The organism is Flavobacterium litorale (genome assembly GCF_019613795.1).
In the GTDB taxonomy this organism is placed as follows: Bacteria; Bacteroidota; Bacteroidia; order Flavobacteriales; family Flavobacteriaceae; genus Flavobacterium; species Flavobacterium litorale.
The window spans coordinates 1,579,300-1,598,782 of sequence record NZ_CP080429.1 but is presented as its reverse complement, the minus strand read 5'-3'; the positions used below and the strand labels follow the sequence as shown (position 1 = coordinate 1,598,782).

The window sequence follows — 19,483 nt, the reverse complement described above, 5'->3', positions numbered from 1 at the left end:
CATTATCAATAAAAATGCAAATACATCTCTAAATTATGGTTCTTAAAACTGGAAGTAAATAAATGGTTGCGATTCTGCTGATGCTGTTGCATACACCAACCAATATATTACGCCTAATATAATAGCTTTTCCGAGTAATGGTGTTTTATTAAAAGTATTGCGCATGGTGTTAATTATACCATCGGGTAAAAAGTGCCATACGTAACCTATTAGCATCAATAAAAATACGTTTTGGTACGCTATAAAAATGGTTTTCCATTTAACAAGGTCAAATGTTACGTTACCAATGTTATTAATAACATCCAAAGCCAAGCTAAAATCTTTCGCTCTAAAAAATATCCAACAAAACGCTACAAAATGAAATGTTATAATTACAGATACGAATTTTAGAAATCTGTTATTTTTAGTAGGTATACCTTCTTTTTTAGTTGGAAAAAACTCGGTAACTATTCGGTGTACCGCTAACCCAATACCATGCAAGGCACCCCAAACAATAAAACGAAGGCTAGCCCCATGCCATAAACCTCCCAGTAACATGGTAGTAAGTAAGTTTACGTTAGTAACCATTGTTTTTTGTTTGTTTTTAGCCAATGTAAACGAGAGTATAAACAACGCTAATGCGCTACTACCTATAATTATTGGCCAGTAGCTATTATTTAAATTAACTATGCCCCAAACCATTACGGCAATAAAAAATACTATGGGGAACAGGAATCCTGCAAAGGAGCCGCGACGGTTACCCCCTACCGAAATGTAGAGGAAATCTTTTAACCATGTGGATAACGAGATGTGCCATCTGCGCCAAAACTCGGTAATATTGGCTGATTTGTAGGGCGTTCGGAAGTTGGGTGGCAACTGAAACCCTAAAAGTAATGCTATACCAATAGCCATATCGCTATATCCCGAAAAATCGCAATAAATCTGGATGGAGTAACCATATACTGCTAGCAGGTTCTCAATAGCAGTATAACTATTGGGAGCATCAAAAACCCTATCGACAAAGTTTACAGAGATATAATCGGATATTACTGCCTTTTTTATGAGCCCGCCTATTATTAGGAATAAACCATAATTGACTTCTTGTTTTGTAATGGTAAGTTTCTCGTATATTTTAGGAATAAAGTCTTTTGCACGTACAATAGGTCCTGCTACCAATTGCGGAAAAAACGAAACAAAGAATAAATAGTCGGGTAAACTTTTGGCAGGTGTTATTTCTTTACGATAAATCTCTACCGTATAACTTATAGATTGGAAGGTATAAAAAGAGATTCCTACGGGTAAAATTACATCGTAAAACGCAAATTCGCCACCAAACAAATCGTTATAATTACCAATAATAAAGTTAGTGTATTTAAAATAGCCTAAAAAGGTAAGGTTAACCACAACACTAAACCACACGTATATTTTACGGTACACCTCGTGGGTTTCTCTGTACAAAAAGTAACTCAACGTATAATCGAGCGTAGTGGTAAATATTAGCAGCAAAAAATACATTCCGCTACACTTATAGTAGAAGAATAGTGAAAAGCACAGCACGTAAATAATACGGGCGTGAAATGTTTTTCGGAGTGATAAATACAATGCATAGAATACAACAAACAGCCCTAGAAATAACCCCGAGTTAAAAAGTAAGGGTTTTTCAGGGTTGTAGGTAAACCACTGTTGTACATCTTGCCATGCAACGGCTGGCAAAACATCATTCCATTGCATTTTTGCTAGTATTTTTAAAATTATCAAATGCGCTTAAAAGGGCTTCGGTAAATAGTGTTCCCTGCATTTCGTAACCTTTTACCGAGTAGTGTACTTTATCGGGCGACATTAAGCCTGCCGCAGCATTATTGGGCACACCGTACAACCCACCAAGTTCCGAAAATACATCCCACGAAGCATAATTTTTTGCAGTTTGTTGTGCCAGTATACTATTGGCATAGGCAGCTACAAATGTGTTGGGGTACCTCCTTTTAAATAACGATGGCGGTGGGGTAGTTATTAATAAGCAAGCGTTAGGGTTTTTAGTCCTTATATTATCTATAAATAAGTTTAACTCTTTCATGTATGCCTCTACATCTTCTTTCTCGAACGATTCGTTAGTACCTAACGATATAATGATTAAATCAGGGTTCAATGCAGGTAACTGCTCAAAAAATAGCGGATATTTATTATAATCTACCGCTTTTGCTCCGTTTACACCAATGCTATGGTACAAAATACCTGGAGCATCTTTTTCGAGTATTAAACCGTTTAAATTGTACGATTTTGCCTCGGTATTTGGCAGTAAGTATATTGTAGATAGTGCTTTTTTGCTATGGTAATAATAGGATAACGAATCGGCAACCAGAGGTAACTCCGTAAACTCAGATCGGTTTATTACCTGTTTTTCCATTTCGCCTGTAGGTATTTGCAGTGTTTTACCCGCTTGTATGGCGTTAGAGCGCAAACCGTTTAATTTTTTAAGTGCCGAAACGGTTGTTTTAAATTTTCGGGCGATAATGGATAATGCATCGCCACTTTTAATTTTATAGGTTGTTTTTTTAGGAATATTCGATTTTAGCTCGAATGTATCATCGGTATGCGTAGCAACATCAAAAAGGGGTACATTGCGTGGTGTAATAATTTTTATAGTGTTAAAGTTGTAACTGGTATCGAGTACCGTAGCAGCTATTGCAAAATCTTGTTTGGCTGTAAGTGCAATACCGCTTAAACCTACCTCAACAGTATCTACTACTGGGTACACATTACGGCGCTTGTGCCATGTAATATTCGACCTGTATTTTACATATGGGCTACCATTGGTATGCGCCAGCTTGTGCGGAAAAGAAAACCCGCAGCCTGCATTACCAAAACGCTCTTGTAAGGTTTTGCGTATTTTACCACTTAATATATCGGCTTGGATGTGCGAATCGCCTATATGTACTATGTTTATTTTCCCCTCTTTATTCTCTTCTAGCGCTTGGAGCTTTTCAAAAAATGTTGTTATAGCACTGGGGTTGGTAATTATATTGGTTATAGGTACTGTAGCTACTGAATCGACAGCTATCGAATCGACGCTTATACTATCAACAACTACAGCGGTAGTATCTACCTGTGCCTGTGCAATAGTACAGGTTAATAAAAAAAATATACTGTATATTTTATTCAGCATATATAGAGTCTGTTTTAGTTGTTATAGAATCTTGTTCAATAATAACAGGTAGTGTTTCAGGAATTGAGTCTGCTATAACATCATTCATTTCTTTGTACTGCTCGTATCCTTTGTTAATTTGCTTGTAAATAAGTGAACCTATTTTTTGCGAACCTCTATAGTTAAAGTGCGTGTAATCTTTACCTGCTAATGCGGGTTCTGTTTCTACCCATTTTACCATAGACCCATTCCCACCCATTAACATGTAAAGGTTTATAAATGCAGCATCCGATTGTACTGCGTAACGCTTTTGCGATAACGCTAGTGGTACAACCGCAGAATCGGTTTTCATTTCCATGTTGTACTTGGTAGCTTTATCGGCAGTAGAAACAATTAGTATGGCTACATCTGGAAAGCATTGCTTTAGGTGATTTACCACGCGTTTCATACGTTTTTCGTACCAGCGGTAATTATAACTACCGTAGTTTAACACGTTAGCACCATATTGGAGTACAATTAAATCGTAATGCAGCTCTTTATTAAATGCCTGCATTAAATTGACATTGAATATTGATAACGGTAACCCTGAGTTTCCTCTGCTCGAGAAGTTATCTACGTGTACCCCTTTACCATCATCAAAATTAAAACCGTAAATGGGTATAGAGTCTGTAGCTGTAAATGCTGCTTTAAGCTCTTTAAGGTCGTACGGAGCAACGGTAAGTGTATTAACAGTGTTTTTAGGCACTAGCTTTTTGTAAATAGTATCGTTACCTGTAATAAAAGTTACTTTTCCGTGCTTATTGTTGGATTTGCCGTAAAACAGCTTGGGTTTGTTAAGTACCGATTGTTTGTTGTAACGGCTGGATTTGTATTGTACCCAAGCGGGGTTAATGGTATCGGGTTCCGTAAAAAATACCTGCCCTGTTATACCAAAAGGACTCTCGGGCTTTTTTGTAGTAAGAAACGAAATGGTTTTCCAATTGTCTGAAAATTGGTGGCGTACTGTAGCTCTTGCCGAAGCAGACTCTGAGGTTATGTTTACAAAGCCTACTCCTGCCCCACCAAAGCGTTGTTGTAGCTTGTCGCGTAAATCTTTTACAATTAAATCGCCATCAGTCATCGAGTCGCCAAAATAAGCAATACGCACGTTGCCCTCGCCTGTTTTTTCTAAATTTAATAGCTTTTCGTAAAAAGCCATAAGATGCTGATATCCCGAGTAGGCTTCAAACTGTTCTGTGGGGAATTGTATGCCTTTTTTCTTTTTAAACACTACCTTTTTATCGGGTAAAGTATCTTCTACAGCTACAGTAACAGCCGTAGTATCCATAGCCTGTATTGCTTCTATAGCTAGGCTATCAATAACCATGTTTTTAGCGGGTACATTAACCTCCGAGAAAATTTTTCGGGGTAAAAATTGCTTGCACACCAAGAATACGAAAACCGACAATACTACGATTGCAAAGGATTGAAACAAATAAGGTTTATTGCGGTTCACAAAATTGTGGTTTATTACATTCGTTCTGGCACATCAATACCTAACAATCCGAAAGCTGATTTTATGGTATCGGCTACTTTTTTAGAAAGTTGTATTCTAAACACCTTTTCATTTTCTATTTCCGAACCGAATATAGGCACACTTTGGTAAAATGAGTTGTACTCTTTTACTAAATCGTATGTATAATTTGCTATTAAGGCAGGGCTGTGTCCTGCTGCTGCACTTTGTACTACATCGGGGTACTGTGCTAGTTGTTTTAACAGCTCTTTTTCTTTTTCGTGTAATACAATATCTTCGGGTTGTAGTGTAACCGATACATCAAAATCGGCTCTACGTAATAACGATTGTATTCGGGCGTAAGTGTATTGTATGAATGGTCCTGTATTCCCTGAAAAATCTACTGACTCTTCTGGATTGAACAATATGCGTTTTTTCGGATCTACTTTCAGTATGTAATACTTCAACGCGCCCAGCCCAATAATGTTATATAGTTTTGCTTTTTCTTCGTCGGAATAATCATCAAGTTTGCCCAACTCTTCCGATATGTTTTTAGCAGTTGTAGCCATTTCTGCCATTAAATCATCGGCATCTACTACGGTACCTTCACGGCTTTTCATTTTACCCGATGGTAAATCTACCATTCCGTACGATAGGTGGTACAGGCTACTTGCCCAATCGAAACCGAGTTTTTTAAGTATTAAAAACAATACTTTAAAATGGTAATCCTGCTCGTTACCTACGGTATATACCATACCGTTAACATCAGGATAATCTTTTACACGCTGTATGGCGGTACCAATATCCTGCGTCATGTACACCGCAGTACCATCCGAACGGAGTACTAATTTTTCATCTAAACCCTCATCAGTAAGGTCTATCCAAACCGAACCATCTTCTTTTTTATAAAAAACGCCTTTTGCCAATCCGTCGGCTACAACATCTTTTCCTAAAAGATAGGTATTACTCTCGTAATAATAGCTATCAAAATTAACACCTATATTTTTATACGTTTCATCAAAACCTTTATACACCCAACCATTCATCATCTCCCACAAAGCAACGGTATCAGGGTCGCCTGCCTCCCATTTGCGCAGCATTTCTTGCGCTTCTAGTACTATCGGCGCATTTGCTTTCGCTTCGTCTTCGGTTTTACCTGCTGTTTTAAGCGTTTCAATTTCTTCTTTATAAGCTTTATCAAAAGCTACGTAATAATTACCTACTAACTTATCGCCTTTTATGTTTGCACTCTCGGGTGTTTCGTTATTACCAAAACGTTTGTAAGCCAACATGGATTTACAAATATGAATACCTCTGTCGTTTATAATTTGGGTTTTATTTACTTTTTTACCTGCTGCTTGTATAATTTGGGCTACAGAATAGCCTAAAAGCACGTTACGAACGTGCCCTAAGTGCAATGGCTTGTTGGTGTTGGGCGAGGCATACTCTACCATAGTAGTTTTACCATCGTGCGGTGGGGTTACAAAACCAAACTGCTCGTTTGCTTTTATACCGTTAAAAAAGTTGATGTAATATGTATCTGATATTACGAGATTAAGGAAACCCTTAACCACATTAAAACGCTCTACAACATCGGAGTTTTCTACAAGGTATTCGCCTATTTTTTTACCCAACTCAACAGGGTTGCCTTTTATTTGCTTTAACAGCGGAAAAATAACCATGGTACTATCGCCTTCAAATTCCCTGCGGGTAGCCTGTAGTTCTACTTTATCTAAAGTAATATCGAACAACGCGGTTACGGCTTTCTGAATATGAGATGTTAAAATTTCTGATAGTATCATTTTTATAATCATTTTTTAAGCCTGCAAAGATAAGGATATTTTGATAACACCTTGAAAAGGGCAGCTTTAAAAAAGCGGAATTAACATCAGAAAAAAATGATTAAAAAAAAATTAAATTTTTGTGTAACGAATTTCTGTTTATGTTGTCTTATTGGTATCAATCATCAATCAAAAAACAAAACAACAGTTAAATAAGTATTTTGCGAAGCACCATTTAATGCCCGCTTTTTACAACAATCATCAACCAATAAATCAAAATGAATTTTAAGTTTCTACTGTTACTCCTAATCGGGAGTCTATCAACTGCGTACGCACAAAACCCAGGTAGTATTTCTGGTAAAGTTATCGATAAAGCATCTGCTGCACCCTTACCTTACGTTAGTATTGTTGTTAAAGATGGTAGTAATGTTGTTACTGGTGGTATTACAAACGACGATGGTGAATTCATCATAAAAAAATTACCCCTTAAAAATTATACGGTAGATGTGCAGTTTATGGGTTACAAAACCCAAACTGTTAGTGTAAACATTACAAAAGACGATAAAAGTATAACCATTGGCACGGTAGCACTTGAGGAATCGGCAATGGAGCTTGAGGAAGTTTCTATTGTTAAGGAAATATCTACAATAGAGCAGAAAATAGACCGAAAGGTAATTACCGTAGGGCGCGACCTTACTACAGCTGGAGGTACAGCATCAGAAATTATGAATAATATTCCATCGGTTAATGTAGACCAAAACGGAAACATATCGTTACGTGGCAACCAAAACGTACGTATTTTAGTAGACGGACGCCCAACTAATATTAGCGCAGCGCAATTGCTACGCCAAATACCCTCTACATCCATTAAAAAAATAGAGCTTATTACTAACCCTAGCGCAAAATACAATCCCGAGGGGATGTCGGGTATTATTAATATTGTATTGCATAAAAATGCAAACGATGGGTTTAATGGTAGTTTTAATGCAGGTATTACTTTTGGAGAAACGCCCAAATACAACAACTCGGTAGATATGAATTACCGCGTAGGTAAAGTAAACTTCTTTACCAATATAGGGTCGAATACAGGAATACGTTTTAACGACGGAAATGTGTTTCGTGAAGATATCATGTCCAATCAAACATTTGATATTAGTAATGATAACGAGGGTTTTTTGGGTAAAATTGGTATGGATTACTATATTAACGACAAGAATACCCTATCGGTTTACACCAACCAAAACTACTTTACAGGCTTAGGTGAAGTAGGTATAGGCATTATGTACCCAGAAGGGTCTGTGTTTACCAATACAGACCAATTGGCAACATACGACAACGATAATACAAATAATAGTTATAATCTTGCCTACCAACATAAATTTAACGATGAGGGGCATAAACTGGATTTTGAAGGAAACTACAACGATGCATCGAGCACCCAAATAGCCGATTTTGTTACTACCGTAGGCAATGCAACAAGTGAGTTTGAGGATAGAATTGAGGATGATGGTAAAAATATTACCCTGAACTTGGATTATGTGAATCCGTTAAACGAAACATCGATGCTAGAACTTGGTGCGGAAGCCCGAATAATAGGTTCGGAAAACGACTATACGACTACAAACCCTGACGTTACCAACCCTGCACTACAAAATTCCAACTATACGTACGATTTATACATCTATTCTGGTTATGCCACATTTGGGCAAAAGTTTGAGAAGTTTAGTTACCAATTAGGGGCACGTTTTGAAAGCTATAGAGCCGAAGCAGATTTTAATCGTGGTGATGTTACTTTTACTGATGAATATTTTACCGTATACCCATCGGCATATCTTACCTATACTATGGACGAGAGTAATATGTTCCAGATAAGTTATAGCCGCCGTGTAGACCGACCTAGCTTACAGCAGACAAAACCCGTACGGGAGTTTGCCACGCCACTTATAACATCGTTAGGTAACCAAACTTTAGAGCCACAGTTTACCAACTCGGTTGAAGTGAACTATACCAAAATGTTAGGGCAAGGCTCATCAGTTACTGCGGGTGTATTTTACAGGTTAATTAATAACGAAATAAGCCGAGTGTTATTCCCTGACGAGACTACTGAGAATACGCAAGACCAGATTATGAGTTTTGACAACTTTGATAATAATACATCGTTTGGTTTTGAGGTTTCTGCCAATTACAAAATTACAAAATGGTGGAATGTACAACCTGCCATAGATTTTTCGAGCATCTCGCAAAAAGGTTTAGTATCGGTATTACAACCTGGTACTACCAACGAATACGAATCGGTTATTACCGAAGTAGATGTAGCAGCATTTAACGCAAGGCTAAATAGCAACTTTAATGTTAACAGACGTTTGAGTTTCTTATTATTTGGTTTTTACCGAGGTGCTGTAGATGGTATACAAAATAACATAGAAGAGATGTACAAGATAGACTCTGGAGTACGTTACTCTTTATTAGATAATAAAATGTCGTTAAGTGTACGTTTTAGTGATATGTTTAATACCATGCGTTATGGCTTTAACTCGGAAAACCCATTCCCGCAGAATGGTGAGTTTTTATGGGAAAGCAGTACGGTGTATTTTGGACTTAATTACCGATTTGGTGGTGGAAAAAACAGAGCAATGAAACGTAAACAACGTGATGATAACACTAAGCAATCTGGGGGCGGAATGTTTTAGTTAATTTTAATTTCATGAGCTATGGAATGCTTTTCGTAGTTTAAGTTTAGTTAGTAGCTGACCCCTATGGTGTAAAAACTGTAGGGGTCTATTTTTTTAATTAAAAGCTACGGATTAATTTCTATAACTGCATTGTGTGTAACTGCCAAGTATAATTCGTCTACTTCTGCATCTGTAACTGCTATGCAACCCGCTGTCCAATCTTTCCAACGGTGTAGTTTGCCAATATGCCCCAATCTATTGGGCAACCCATGTATTTTTATAGCTCCTCCGGGCGGCTTACCTAAATTTTTAGCATTCTCTATATCTAATTCGTTCGGGTATGATACTCCCAAGTTTTTATGATAACTACTGTTGGGGTTACGTTCGGTTATATGATAAGTGCCTTCTGGCGTTCGGTTATCGCCCTCGTATTGTTTATGCCCTACAGGTGCTTTGCCTAAAGAGACAGTGTATATTTTTAATAATTCTTTACCCGAATAAGCCTCCATTTGTCGTTTACCTTTGTAAACGATTAACTTGTCTACTACTCTATTTTCAGGCAGTTTTGTTTCTGGATAAAAATAGTAAATGAGAAAGGGTATTATTAAAAATAGAAACCAGCCCATAAATTTTCGTTTCATAAAAATTTCATTTTAAAAGCAAAAAAGCTACCTCAAAGATTAAGATAGCTTTAATGTATAATTGTGGTGTAATGTTACCATTTAATAATAGCACTACCCCAAGTAAAACCACTGCCAAAAGCAGCTAATACTACGGTATCATTATCTTTAACTTTACCTTGTTCCCATGCTTCAGTTAATGCAATAGGTATAGATGCTGCTGTGGTATTACCGTATTTCATAATATTATTATATACTTGGTCGTCAGTCAACCCGAATTTTTGCTGTATAAATTGTGATATTCTTAAATTAGCCTGATGTGGTATGAGCATATCAATATCCGAAACTTGTAAATTATTGGCTTGTAAACCTTCCATAATTACTTCACTAAACCGAACAACTGCATTTTTAAATACAAATTGCCCATTCATATAAGGGTAATAACTTTCGTCATCAGGGTTATTATCTGCAATAATATCGGTTACCCAACGCTTGCCCATACCAGGTGCTATTAACGATAGTTCTTCGGCATGTTGCCCTTCTGAATGTAAATGTGTAGATAAAACACCTTTTGTATTGTCTTCCGTTCTTGATAGTACTGCTGCGCCTGCGCCATCGCCAAAAATTACTGATACTGCACGTCCGCGCGTTGTCATATCCAATCCTGTTGAGTGTAATTCCGAACCTATAATGAGTATATTTTTGTACATGCCTGTTTTTATAAACTGGTCGGCTACCGATAGGGCATAGATAAAACCCGAACATTGGTTGCGTACATCCAATGCTCCAATAGTATTTTTTAAACCTAAATCGCGCTGTACCAATACGCCTGGTCCAGGAAAATAGTAGTCGGGGCTTAATGTTGCAAATACAATAAAGTCTATTTCATCCTTATCAAGTCCCGAGCGTTCTATAGCTACTTTAGCAGCTTTTACCCCCATTGTAGTTGTAGTATTACCATCTCCTTTAGCAACGTGGCGCCTTTCCTTTATACCCGTACGCTCCTGTATCCATGCATCATTAGTGTCCATTAACTCAGAGAGTGCATCGTTGGTAACCACATTTTCGGGCACATAATAGCCTAATCCAGATATTTTTGAGTTGTACATAAAATATTATTTTAATAAATACTTAGTTGTAAAAATAAACATTCCGCAAATTTTAAAAACAATTTGCTACATTAATTTCACTTCCTGCAAATTGTTATTCAAAAGCGTTACGGTTTACTGTTAAGCTGACTTCTTTATTGCTAGGTAATGCTATATGATGTTCGAAAAACACAACTTGCCTACCTAGTGCCGATTTGATGAGATAGTGGTTGCCCTTAAAATAAGATTGTTTTACAACAACCTTTAGCATACCTTCCTCATGGATTTTAAGTTGATGGGGATACAGTAGTATAGTTTCATCTACCTTATCAGTAAGTATTAAGTGCTCTAATTTTATCTCATTAACTTCGCCAAATAATGAGGCAGTATATTTATCTGTGGGTGCGTAGTAAACCTCTTTAGAGGGTGCTTTTTGTAAAACCCTACCTTGTTTAATTACAATGGTTTCATCTGCAAACGAGAGCGCATCGGTACTATCGTGTGTTGCAACTATACAGGTAACTCCTTTTTGCTTTAAGTACGAAAACAGATTACGGCGTAAAGCATTTTTCCTAAAATTATCTATATGGCTAAAAGGTTCGTCTAACAATAAAACCTCAGGCTCTAGTGCTAATACTTTTGCAAGAGCAATGCGCTGCTGCTGCCCGCCACTAAGGTACTGCGCCTTTACATTTGCAAAATTTGTCATCTCTACAATCTCAAGCAATTCGTGTATACGCTGTTTCTTTTTTTCTGGATAAAAGTTAGAGAGGTGTTTCCCTACATTTTCGGCTGCTGTTGTGTAAGGCATTAAATCAAAATCCTGAGTTAAAAACTTCATGTAGGGCATACCAGGTACCAAATTAAATTTAGGTCCTAATACACGCTCATTGTTATAGCTTATTTCACCCTCCTCAAGGTCGTAAAGTCCGTAAATGAGTTTTAGTAAGGTACTTTTACCACAACCGCTTTCGCCAATTACAGCAATGTTTTGACCTTTGATGACAGAAAAAGTTATATTGTTTAAAATTGGCGTATTGGGAATATATCCGAAAGATAAATTTTTAACTGCAAGCATATAGTAAAATTATTACTAGGCAAATGTATTTAAATTAGCTCTATAGGTTGTATTTACTTTTCTTAAAAAAAGGAAAAGAGCACCACTAAATAGTAATACTCTTTTCAATCTAACCAATTAAATAAACATACATTTTACAAAAAAAAAACTAAAAGGTTTTTGAATGTAAAACATTTATACCTTTATTTACGTAAATAATCAAAATTTAGTTTTAATCTAAAAAATAATTATTAAATTTTTTCAGTATTTTTTATTGTTCAGATGTTTGTTACTAATATCTTTACACCAAACTTAAATGTATTAATCATGGTTAGAAAAATTACGCTTTTACTGCTGCTGTTCTCGTTTAGTGCGAATGCGCAACGAGGAGGAGTTGATCAATACTCGCTAGAAGCTGGGTATGGTTTGGGAATTTCGGGAGCCCCTGGCATAACGGAATTTTCGCACTTTGATGTTGGCTTTCGCTACATGGTAGACGAAAACTGGGGAATTAAATTCGATTTTGGATCGGATAAATTTAGGACTGGAAACTCTCCAGAACTTGGTACTGACTACAAAAGATATTCTATTCAGGGGGTTCATAACCTTGGTAGAACACTATCGTTAAACCAGTATGCTAACGGTTACCTTAACCTACTTGCGCACGGAGGTTTAGGCTACTCATCATTAAAATCTACTACCAGAGGTGGTACGGATAACATTGGAAATGTAATTGTGGGCTTAACACCTCAAGTTTATATTAGTGAAAGTTTTGCTTTTACCGTTGATGCTTCGTTTATACTAAACTTTACACAGCATTTTGATTGGGATGGTACTTATCCAGAAGGACGACCTAATAAAAATGCCTTTACGGGCAATTTAACCAACATATCGTTTGGTATTACATACTATTTTGGTAAAAATAAAAATAGAGCCGATTGGCAATAATTTATATTATGATATAAAAAGGGCAGCCAAATGGCTGCCTTTTTTATACTTTTAAGTATCCTAATTTATTATTGTTTTGCCTCTTTTTCAGCATCTTGTATCATTTTTTCATTTGCAGTAATGGCAAACTCTACACGTCTGTTTTTACTTCTACCAGATGCTGTTTCGTTACTTGCTATTGGGTCTTCTACACCTCTACCAATTGTAGTAAAACGAGAGGCACTTAACCCTTTGCTAGAAAGATAGGACTTTACTGATTCTGCTCTTTTTTCAGAAAGTTTTAAGTTATAATCTACAGCACCCGTGCTGTCGGTGTATCCAAAAATCTGGATGTTGGTATCTGGGTATTCGTTAAATACAGGTACCAATTTATCTAAATTTTGTTTTGCTGTACTAGTTAGTGTAGACTTATTGGTATCAAAACGTACCGAATTTTCTCCAAGTGTAAGTTTAATACCCTCTCCTACTCGCTCTACCTCAGCACCTGGTAATTTTTCATCAATTTCCTGTGCTTGCTTGTCCATTTTGTTACCAATTACGCCACCAACAGTACCTCCAACTACACCACCAATTATGGCACCTAATGCTGTATTGCCGCCTTTGCCGATGTTGTTTCCTAAAATTCCTCCTATCACAGCACCTGATGCTGCACCTATACCAGCACCGCGCTGCGTATTGCTGGTATTTTTCATCGCTTCGCACGAACTGATACCTATACTTAATACTATGGCAAGTGCTACTGCATAAATTTTTGTTGTTTTCATAACTATATATCTTTATTGGTTTGTATTTGATGTTTTTGTGATTCGGAAATATTCAATTACATTTTTTGGAATTGGTATATCACATCTACAGTATTACCTCCAACATCTACTCTATCTACAAGCTGAAAGGAATTTTCTGTTTGGTTTCGCATTTTTAAATAATATCCTTGTGCTACTTTTTTAGCTTTTACACCTTCTGTAATTTTTAGCGTAAAGTCACCCTCTTTAGTAATAGTCCAAACTATTGGGCTACTAAATGATGGGCATCCAGGTTTAGAAATATCTATCGTACCTGTATTATTGTTAGATACAAATTTCCACGAACTCCCTTCAAAACACTTAGAGTCCGCAATATTAAAAGAGTTTACCTTAATATAATCGGAGCCCGGATAACTTACTTGGCTTATCGTCCAGTTACCTTTAAGACCTGTTTGCGATTTTTGGTCTAACGACCCACATGAAACAGCTAATACTGTGAATACACATAAAAGAAGAATTTTTTTCATAATCTAAATTATTTGAGTTTGATGTTATCAACAATTTGTATTCAAAGTTACTAAGAATACAAGCTACTTTACAAGCACTATATTATTTTTTTAACAAGAATTGTTTTAAAGTCTAAATATCAAATAAACGTAAACAATTACATTTGTAAGCTAAAATGTCAATTTGTCATATAAAACTGCTTGGTATTCTATTTGAAAGAGGATAACAAACAATAATCTTAAAAAAACATATATACTATGGCAACAGGAAAAATTAATGTTTCGGTAGAAAACATATTTCCCTTAATTAAAAAATTCCTTTACAGCGACCATGAAATCTTTTTGCGTGAGTTAGTATCAAACGCTACAGATGCTACACTAAAATTAAAGCACCTTACTAATATTGGAGAGGCTAGTGTAGAATATGGCAACCCCGTTATTGATATTAAAGTAGATAAAGAGGGCAAAAAGCTACATATTAAAGACCAAGGTATTGGTATGACGGGTGAAGAAGTGGAGAAATATATTAACCAAGTGGCATTTTCTGGCGCAGAGGAGTTTTTGGAAAAGTATAAAGACTCTGCTAAAGATTCAGGTATTATAGGGCATTTCGGTCTTGGGTTTTACTCTGCCTTTATGGTTGCGGAAAAAGTAGAAATAATTACTAAGTCATATAGAGATGAGCCCGCTGTACACTGGACGTGCGATGGTAGCCCAGAGTTTACAATAGAGCCTGCTGATAAAACGGAGCGTGGTACAGAAATAATACTACATATTGCGGAAGACTCTACAGAGTTTTTAGAGGACTCACGCATTAATGAGCTCTTAAATAAGTACAATAAATTTATGCCTGTACCTATTAAGTTTGGTACACGTACAGAAGCACTACCTAAACCAGAGGATGCTCCAGAAGATTATAAGGAGGAAACGGTTGAAGTAGACAATATAATTAACAACCCTAACCCAGCTTGGACAAAGCAACCTAGCGAACTTGAGGACGAAGATTATAAGAATTTTTACCGTGAGTTGTATCCTATGCAATTTGACGAACCATTATTTAATATCCACCTTAATGTAGATTATCCTTTTAACCTTACGGGTATTTTATATTTCCCAAAATTATCTGCTGACTTGCAGGTGCAAAAAGATAAAATACAACTGTACCAAAACCAAGTTTTTGTTACCGATAATGTAGAGGGTATTGTACCCGAATTCCTTACCATGCTACGCGGTGTTATAGATAGCCCAGATATTCCGCTAAACGTATCGCGCTCGTACCTACAAGCGGATGGTGCTGTTAAAAAAATATCCAACTACATTACCCGTAAAGTAGCCGATAAATTAAAATCGTTATTTACTGAAAATCGTGAAGATTTTGAGGCAAAATGGAACGATATAAAAATTGTATTGGAGTATGGTATGCTTAGCGAACCCAAATTCTACGAAAAAGCAGGTGCGTTTGTACTATACCCAACGGTAGACGAGAAGTATTACACATTAGAGGAGCTTAAAGATAAAATTACAGCCAACCAAACCGATAAGGATGGTAAGCTAGTAGTGCTTTATGCTGGTAATAAAGATGAGCAACATAGTTACATTGCCGAAGCACAAGACAAAGGGTATGAGGTATTGTTGTTAGACTCTCCTATTGTATCGCACCTAATACAAAAATTAGAGGCTGATAACGAAAACCTAACTTTTGTACGTGTAGACGCTGATCATGTAGATAATCTTATTAAGAAAGATGAAGAGAAAATCTCTAAACTTAATGATGAAGAGAAAGAGAAATTAAAAACTACATTAGAAGAAATTGTACCTAAAGCTACCTATACAGTACAGCTTGAAGCAATGGATAGTACTGCAGCGCCTTTCCGTGTAACCCAACCTGAGTTTATGCGCCGTATGAAAGAGATGAGCCAAAGCGGTGGCGGTGGTATGTTTGGTATGGGTAATATGCCCGAAATGTACAACCTAGTGGTAAACACAAACCACGACCTTGCCAGTAATATATTGAATACTGAAGATAAGGCTCAACAAGAAGCATTGGTAAAGCAAGCATTGGATCTTGCTAAGCTAAGCCAAAACCTATTAAAGGGTGAAGAACTCACTGCTTTTGTAAAGCGTAGTTTTGATTTGATAAAGTAAAATACACTATATTTTAAATAATAGGGGACTATATTTTAGATAAAGAATCGATAAAATGCTGATATACTCGATAAAAAACCTGTGGTTAATGCTACAGGTTTTTTATTTTTGGAAAGCCGAACTATTGTTATTTACATTACCAACACAACCCCACCGCATGACCAAGATTACACTCAATCAGGTAAACAATGCATTTCTACCATCAAGAGAAATAGCAAATCCAGATAGATTTTCTGGAAGAGAAGAATCCGTTACTGAATGTTATAATGCATTATTATCTGAAGGTACTAATATTGCTATTGTAGGAAACAGGGGGATTGGAAAATCCTCTTTATCCAGACAAATTGTTAATATGAGTACTGGTGATAATAGCCTATTGGATAAATTAGGAATTTATCATGATGAAACTTTGGATTTTTTAACTCTGTATTATGCCTCTGGCGATTCGGTACAAAATACAGACGAGTTACTTAACAGATTACTCACTACAAGAGGGGGGTTACTAGAGTGGATGCAGGAGGTAAAAGCATCTAAAGAAGAAATTGAACAGTTTAAGAAAGAATCAAAAACTGGTCTCTATAAATATTTGGCAAATAAAATTAACTCTAATGTTTCAAGAGAAACGTCAAATACATCAATAGCATCAAACGAAAACATTCAGGTTACGTTTCAAAATGTTGTAATGGACTTGATACGAAGCAAGATAACTAAAAATGGAATTCTTATTGTTATTGATGAGTTCAATCAAATTCCAGATACGTCAGGCTTTGCTTCATTCCTAAAATCGTTAGCAACAAACATTCCTGAACTTAAGTTTTGTATTGTTGGAGTAGCCGATAACATCCAAGAGTTAATGAAAAAGCACCTAAGTTCTGATAGGCTTTTTGCCTGGAGTGTTATAAACCTTAGGAAGATGAATAATGAGGATCTTAGGCAAATTGTTCGTAATGCCGAAGCATCAATTAATAATACTATATTACTTGATGAGGAAGCTACAAATCAGCTCATCGCACTAGCCAACGGGCATCCGTACATTATGCATTTGCTTGGCAAACAAACCTACAAAAGTGCCTATTTAGAGTCTGTACGTAATGTAAGCAGAGAGTACATAAAAAAAGTGCTAACAGATATTGCCGAAAGGGAGGCAGACCCTGTACTAGAAGGTCGTTACCGAAATGCTGTGGCATTATCCAAACAAAGAGAAATAGTGTTAAAAGCACTTGCCGCTAGCGTACAAGAAAATGGTGATATTTTTACTACCGATGCCTACAGAGTTTCGGAAGAGCAGGGTGTAGAAAATGCAAGCCAATACGTTGGGCAACTCGTAAAAGAAGAATATGGCTCCGAATTGATTAAAATTCGAGATAGATATTATAAATTTAAAGACTCGCTGTTCCATACCTATATTACAGCACGACCCCCTTTATTTTAGGCAATTAATTATGCAACTATCGCTCGAAACACCAGCACTACTATTTTCTGCAACATCATTAATACTATTAGCATATACCAACCGCTTTTTAACCATAGCAGGAATAGTACGCGGGCTGAAAAAGAATTACGAAGAGAAACACACCAAAAGCATATTACTCGAAATTAAAAACCTTAATTCGAGGCTAACACTCATACGGCACATGCAAATGTATGGAGTACTCAGCCTATTCTTCTCTGTATTCTCATTAACCTTACTTTTTTTCGACATTCAAACATGGGCCATGTACCTATTTGGTTTTAGTTTACTACTCATGCTAGTATCACTCGCCGTATCATTTTGGGAAATAAGCATATCAGTACGCGCACTACAAATACATCTTAGTGATTTAATTGACGAAGCCAACAAAAAAATAAAAAAGTAATTATGGTAAACTTTTTGCGTTAATAACAGTCCAAACAAATATATTATTCCTTAATTAGGCATTGTTATGAATAGAAGTACACTATGGTCGTTACGATTGGGTTTTAGTGGCAAACAAGCAAAAGCCATAGAGCAACAGGGCATTCAGCAATTCCTAAACAACTCATTTACATCGCAGGTTACAACACCTCCAGATAGCATTTTTAACGATACTCCAAAAACATTAGCCGAAGTAAGACAAATAAGGCAATCTATAAAAGGAAATCGAAAAAAAATAAGGAGCAGTCTTGAAAAAGAAAAAAAAATCTTTTTTAATATGAAAGCGTGGTGGATAGATACGATGGCTACCGAAGCCCATCCGCTAAGGGAAAAAATGACCCTTTTTTGGCACAACCACTACGTAGCCACCTACAAAAAAGTAAAAGTAAACTATTGGCTGTATAGCCATAACAAACTATTACGGGAAAATGCCTTTGGTAATTTTAGAGAACTTACCAAACAAATACTACGCAGTAATGCTATGATAGTGTATTTGGACAATAATAAAAATACAAAAAAAGGATTTAATGAAAACCTGAGCCGTGAACTATTGGAGCTATTTACACTTGGCGAAGGAAACTATAGCGAAACTGACATTACCAACGGAGCTAAAGGGCTTGCTGGCTTGGTAGCTGGCGAATATAATGGCTACTACCGAGAAGCACTAACCAATAATGAGCCGTTTACTTATTTTGGAAAGCAAGGCGTATTTAAAAGCGATGCTATGGTTGATATTATTTTTCAGCAAAAAAACGCACCGTATTTAATAACACGTAAGCTATTACAATGGTTTATATACGATAATCCTTCGGATGAATTGATAGTATACTATGGGGACTACTTGCGTGAACAAGATTACGAGATACAGCCACTACTTAATAAAATATTTACTGAGGAGTTTGCCAAACCTACAGCAGGAAGTAAAATAAAAGACCCATTAACGTATACATTACAATTGCATGATGAGCTGGGTATAAAAAACCAGAACCATAAACTAACAGCATTGTTTATAAGGCAACAAGGCATGGATTTGTTTAGCCAACCTAACGTTAAGGGCTGGAGCGGCGGTACCTATTGGCTTACAGCACAATTGTACCAACAACGTAACCAAATAGCAAACTTGTATTGTAGGGGGAGAAATCTCGATAAAAAAATGCTGCGTTCTGTAGGTAATGAAAATGAGGAATATTTGGCTAATTTTAATGTTAGCCTGCAATGGAGCAAAAATAATAATATTGCCATAATAGCCGAATTAAAAAATAGGCTCTTATTTGATGCTGATGCTATAACACAGGAAAATTTAGAGGCAATACTCACCCACGATTTTAACCCATACGATGAGGGTGCTAATAATGCTGTTATGCGGCTTTTTAATTATATGGTACGAACACCTGAATTTCAATTAATTTAAAAAAG

15 protein-coding genes are annotated in these 19,483 nt (G+C 36.4%); 6 read left to right on the top strand and 9 right to left on the bottom strand.

Translation table 11 applies throughout. The features are described from left to right. Positions 1 to 42: 42 nt before the first annotated feature. Genes K1I41_RS07205 through argS form a run of 4 tightly spaced genes read right to left on the bottom strand, consistent with a single transcriptional unit; the run spans position 43 to position 6,415 of the window. Positions 43 to 1,710 carry an MBOAT family O-acyltransferase gene (locus K1I41_RS07205; RefSeq protein WP_220639703.1) on the bottom strand — a complete coding sequence of 556 codons (1,668 nt, stop codon included), beginning with the start codon at positions 1,708 to 1,710 and terminating at the stop codon, positions 43 to 45. Next, entirely contained in the window at positions 1,697 to 3,142 is a 1,446-nt protein-coding gene (locus K1I41_RS07200) for a LysM peptidoglycan-binding domain-containing protein (RefSeq protein WP_220639702.1), read from the bottom strand. Before K1I41_RS07200 ends, K1I41_RS07205 begins: the two co-directional genes overlap by 14 nt. Beyond that, positions 3,132 to 4,616: an SGNH/GDSL hydrolase family protein gene (locus K1I41_RS07195; RefSeq protein ID WP_220639701.1), complete on the bottom strand. Its 1,485-nt coding sequence runs from the start codon at positions 4,614 to 4,616 to the stop codon at positions 3,132 to 3,134. Before K1I41_RS07195 ends, K1I41_RS07200 begins: the two co-directional genes overlap by 11 nt. A gap of 14 nt (positions 4,617 to 4,630) precedes the next feature. Continuing rightward, a complete protein-coding gene (gene argS, locus K1I41_RS07190) occupies positions 4,631 to 6,415 on the bottom strand; it encodes an arginine--tRNA ligase (RefSeq protein WP_220639700.1) in 1,785 nt (594 codons plus the stop codon). A 257-nt stretch (positions 6,416 to 6,672) separates the two neighbouring features. On the opposite strand from argS, the gene K1I41_RS07185 reads away from it, so the two are divergent. Next, positions 6,673 to 9,084 (top strand): TonB-dependent receptor, encoded by a 2,412-nt coding sequence (locus K1I41_RS07185; protein WP_220639699.1) that lies wholly within the window; start codon positions 6,673 to 6,675, stop codon positions 9,082 to 9,084. Positions 9,085 to 9,191: 107 nt separating this feature from the next. Here K1I41_RS07185 and K1I41_RS07180 read toward each other — a convergent pair whose 3' ends face one another. The 3 genes from K1I41_RS07180 to K1I41_RS07170 all read right to left on the bottom strand — a co-directional run bounded on the left by K1I41_RS07180 (position 9,192) and on the right by K1I41_RS07170 (position 11,852). Beyond that, positions 9,192 to 9,707 carry a L,D-transpeptidase family protein gene (locus K1I41_RS07180; protein WP_220639698.1) on the bottom strand — a complete coding sequence of 172 codons (516 nt, stop codon included), beginning with the start codon at positions 9,705 to 9,707 and terminating at the stop codon, positions 9,192 to 9,194. 74 nt (positions 9,708 to 9,781) lie between these two features. Beyond that, positions 9,782 to 10,795: a 3-oxoacyl-ACP synthase III family protein gene (locus K1I41_RS07175; RefSeq protein WP_220639697.1), complete on the bottom strand. Its 1,014-nt coding sequence runs from the start codon at positions 10,793 to 10,795 to the stop codon at positions 9,782 to 9,784. A 94-nt stretch (positions 10,796 to 10,889) separates the two neighbouring features. Continuing rightward, positions 10,890 to 11,852, bottom strand: coding sequence for an ABC transporter ATP-binding protein (locus K1I41_RS07170; protein WP_220639696.1), 963 nt, complete (start codon positions 11,850 to 11,852; stop codon positions 10,890 to 10,892). Between the two features lie 306 nt (positions 11,853 to 12,158). On the opposite strand from K1I41_RS07170, the gene K1I41_RS07165 reads away from it, so the two are divergent. Continuing rightward, entirely contained in the window at positions 12,159 to 12,779 is a 621-nt protein-coding gene (locus K1I41_RS07165; RefSeq protein WP_220639695.1) for a hypothetical protein, read from the top strand. Between the two features lie 68 nt (positions 12,780 to 12,847). Here the strand turns inward: K1I41_RS07165 and K1I41_RS07160 are convergent, their stop codons facing one another. Both K1I41_RS07160 and K1I41_RS07155 read right to left on the bottom strand, forming a co-directional pair. Beyond that, positions 12,848 to 13,543 carry a YiaD family glycine zipper/OmpA-like lipoprotein gene (locus K1I41_RS07160; RefSeq protein ID WP_220639694.1) on the bottom strand — a complete coding sequence of 232 codons (696 nt, stop codon included), beginning with the start codon at positions 13,541 to 13,543 and terminating at the stop codon, positions 12,848 to 12,850. Between the two features lie 56 nt (positions 13,544 to 13,599). After that, complete coding sequence (locus tag K1I41_RS07155; RefSeq protein ID WP_220639693.1) at positions 13,600 to 14,049, bottom strand: lipocalin family protein; 450 nt, start codon at positions 14,047 to 14,049, stop codon at positions 13,600 to 13,602. A 237-nt stretch (positions 14,050 to 14,286) separates the two neighbouring features. On the opposite strand from K1I41_RS07155, the gene htpG reads away from it, so the two are divergent. The 4 genes from htpG to K1I41_RS07135 all read left to right on the top strand — a co-directional run bounded on the left by htpG (position 14,287) and on the right by K1I41_RS07135 (position 19,478). Then, positions 14,287 to 16,173 carry a molecular chaperone HtpG gene (gene htpG, locus K1I41_RS07150; protein WP_220639692.1) on the top strand — a complete coding sequence of 629 codons (1,887 nt, stop codon included), beginning with the start codon at positions 14,287 to 14,289 and terminating at the stop codon, positions 16,171 to 16,173. Between the two features lie 88 nt (positions 16,174 to 16,261). Beyond that, on the top strand, positions 16,262 to 17,605 hold the full coding sequence (locus K1I41_RS07145) for an nSTAND1 domain-containing NTPase (RefSeq protein ID WP_220639691.1): 1,344 nt from the start codon (positions 16,262 to 16,264) through the stop codon (positions 17,603 to 17,605). A gap of 10 nt (positions 17,606 to 17,615) precedes the next feature. Continuing rightward, complete coding sequence (locus tag K1I41_RS07140; protein WP_220639690.1) at positions 17,616 to 18,029, top strand: DUF2721 domain-containing protein; 414 nt, start codon at positions 17,616 to 17,618, stop codon at positions 18,027 to 18,029. 66 nt (positions 18,030 to 18,095) lie between these two features. Next, the gene (locus tag K1I41_RS07135; RefSeq protein WP_220639689.1) at positions 18,096 to 19,478 is read left to right on the top strand and encodes a DUF1800 family protein; all 1,383 of its coding nucleotides are present in this window, start codon (positions 18,096 to 18,098) and stop codon (positions 19,476 to 19,478) included. Positions 19,479 to 19,483 lie beyond the last annotated feature (5 nt).

Excerpts from the sequence above, each read along its gene's own strand:
- argS (WP_220639700.1), bottom strand. The coding sequence starts at position 6,415 with ATGATACTATCAGAAATTTTAACATCTCATATTCAGAAAGCCGTAACC.
- K1I41_RS07175 (WP_220639697.1), bottom strand. The coding sequence starts at position 10,795 with ATGTACAACTCAAAAATATCTGGATTAGGCTATTATGTGCCCGAAAAT.
- K1I41_RS07145 (WP_220639691.1), top strand. The coding sequence starts at position 16,262 with ATGCTACAGGTTTTTTATTTTTGGAAAGCCGAACTATTGTTATTTACA.
- K1I41_RS07160 (WP_220639694.1), bottom strand. The coding sequence starts at position 13,543 with ATGAAAACAACAAAAATTTATGCAGTAGCACTTGCCATAGTATTAAGT.
- K1I41_RS07140 (WP_220639690.1), top strand. The coding sequence starts at position 17,616 with ATGCAACTATCGCTCGAAACACCAGCACTACTATTTTCTGCAACATCA.
- K1I41_RS07185 (WP_220639699.1), top strand. The coding sequence starts at position 6,673 with ATGAATTTTAAGTTTCTACTGTTACTCCTAATCGGGAGTCTATCAACT.
- K1I41_RS07200 (WP_220639702.1), bottom strand. The coding sequence starts at position 3,142 with ATGCTGAATAAAATATACAGTATATTTTTTTTATTAACCTGTACTATT.
- K1I41_RS07165 (WP_220639695.1), top strand. The coding sequence starts at position 12,159 with ATGGTTAGAAAAATTACGCTTTTACTGCTGCTGTTCTCGTTTAGTGCG.
- K1I41_RS07180 (WP_220639698.1), bottom strand. The coding sequence starts at position 9,707 with ATGAAACGAAAATTTATGGGCTGGTTTCTATTTTTAATAATACCCTTT.
- K1I41_RS07205 (WP_220639703.1), bottom strand. The coding sequence starts at position 1,710 with ATGCAATGGAATGATGTTTTGCCAGCCGTTGCATGGCAAGATGTACAA.
- K1I41_RS07135 (WP_220639689.1), top strand. The coding sequence starts at position 18,096 with ATGAATAGAAGTACACTATGGTCGTTACGATTGGGTTTTAGTGGCAAA.
- K1I41_RS07170 (WP_220639696.1), bottom strand. The coding sequence starts at position 11,852 with ATGCTTGCAGTTAAAAATTTATCTTTCGGATATATTCCCAATACGCCA.
- htpG (WP_220639692.1), top strand. The coding sequence starts at position 14,287 with ATGGCAACAGGAAAAATTAATGTTTCGGTAGAAAACATATTTCCCTTA.
- K1I41_RS07155 (WP_220639693.1), bottom strand. The coding sequence starts at position 14,049 with ATGAAAAAAATTCTTCTTTTATGTGTATTCACAGTATTAGCTGTTTCA.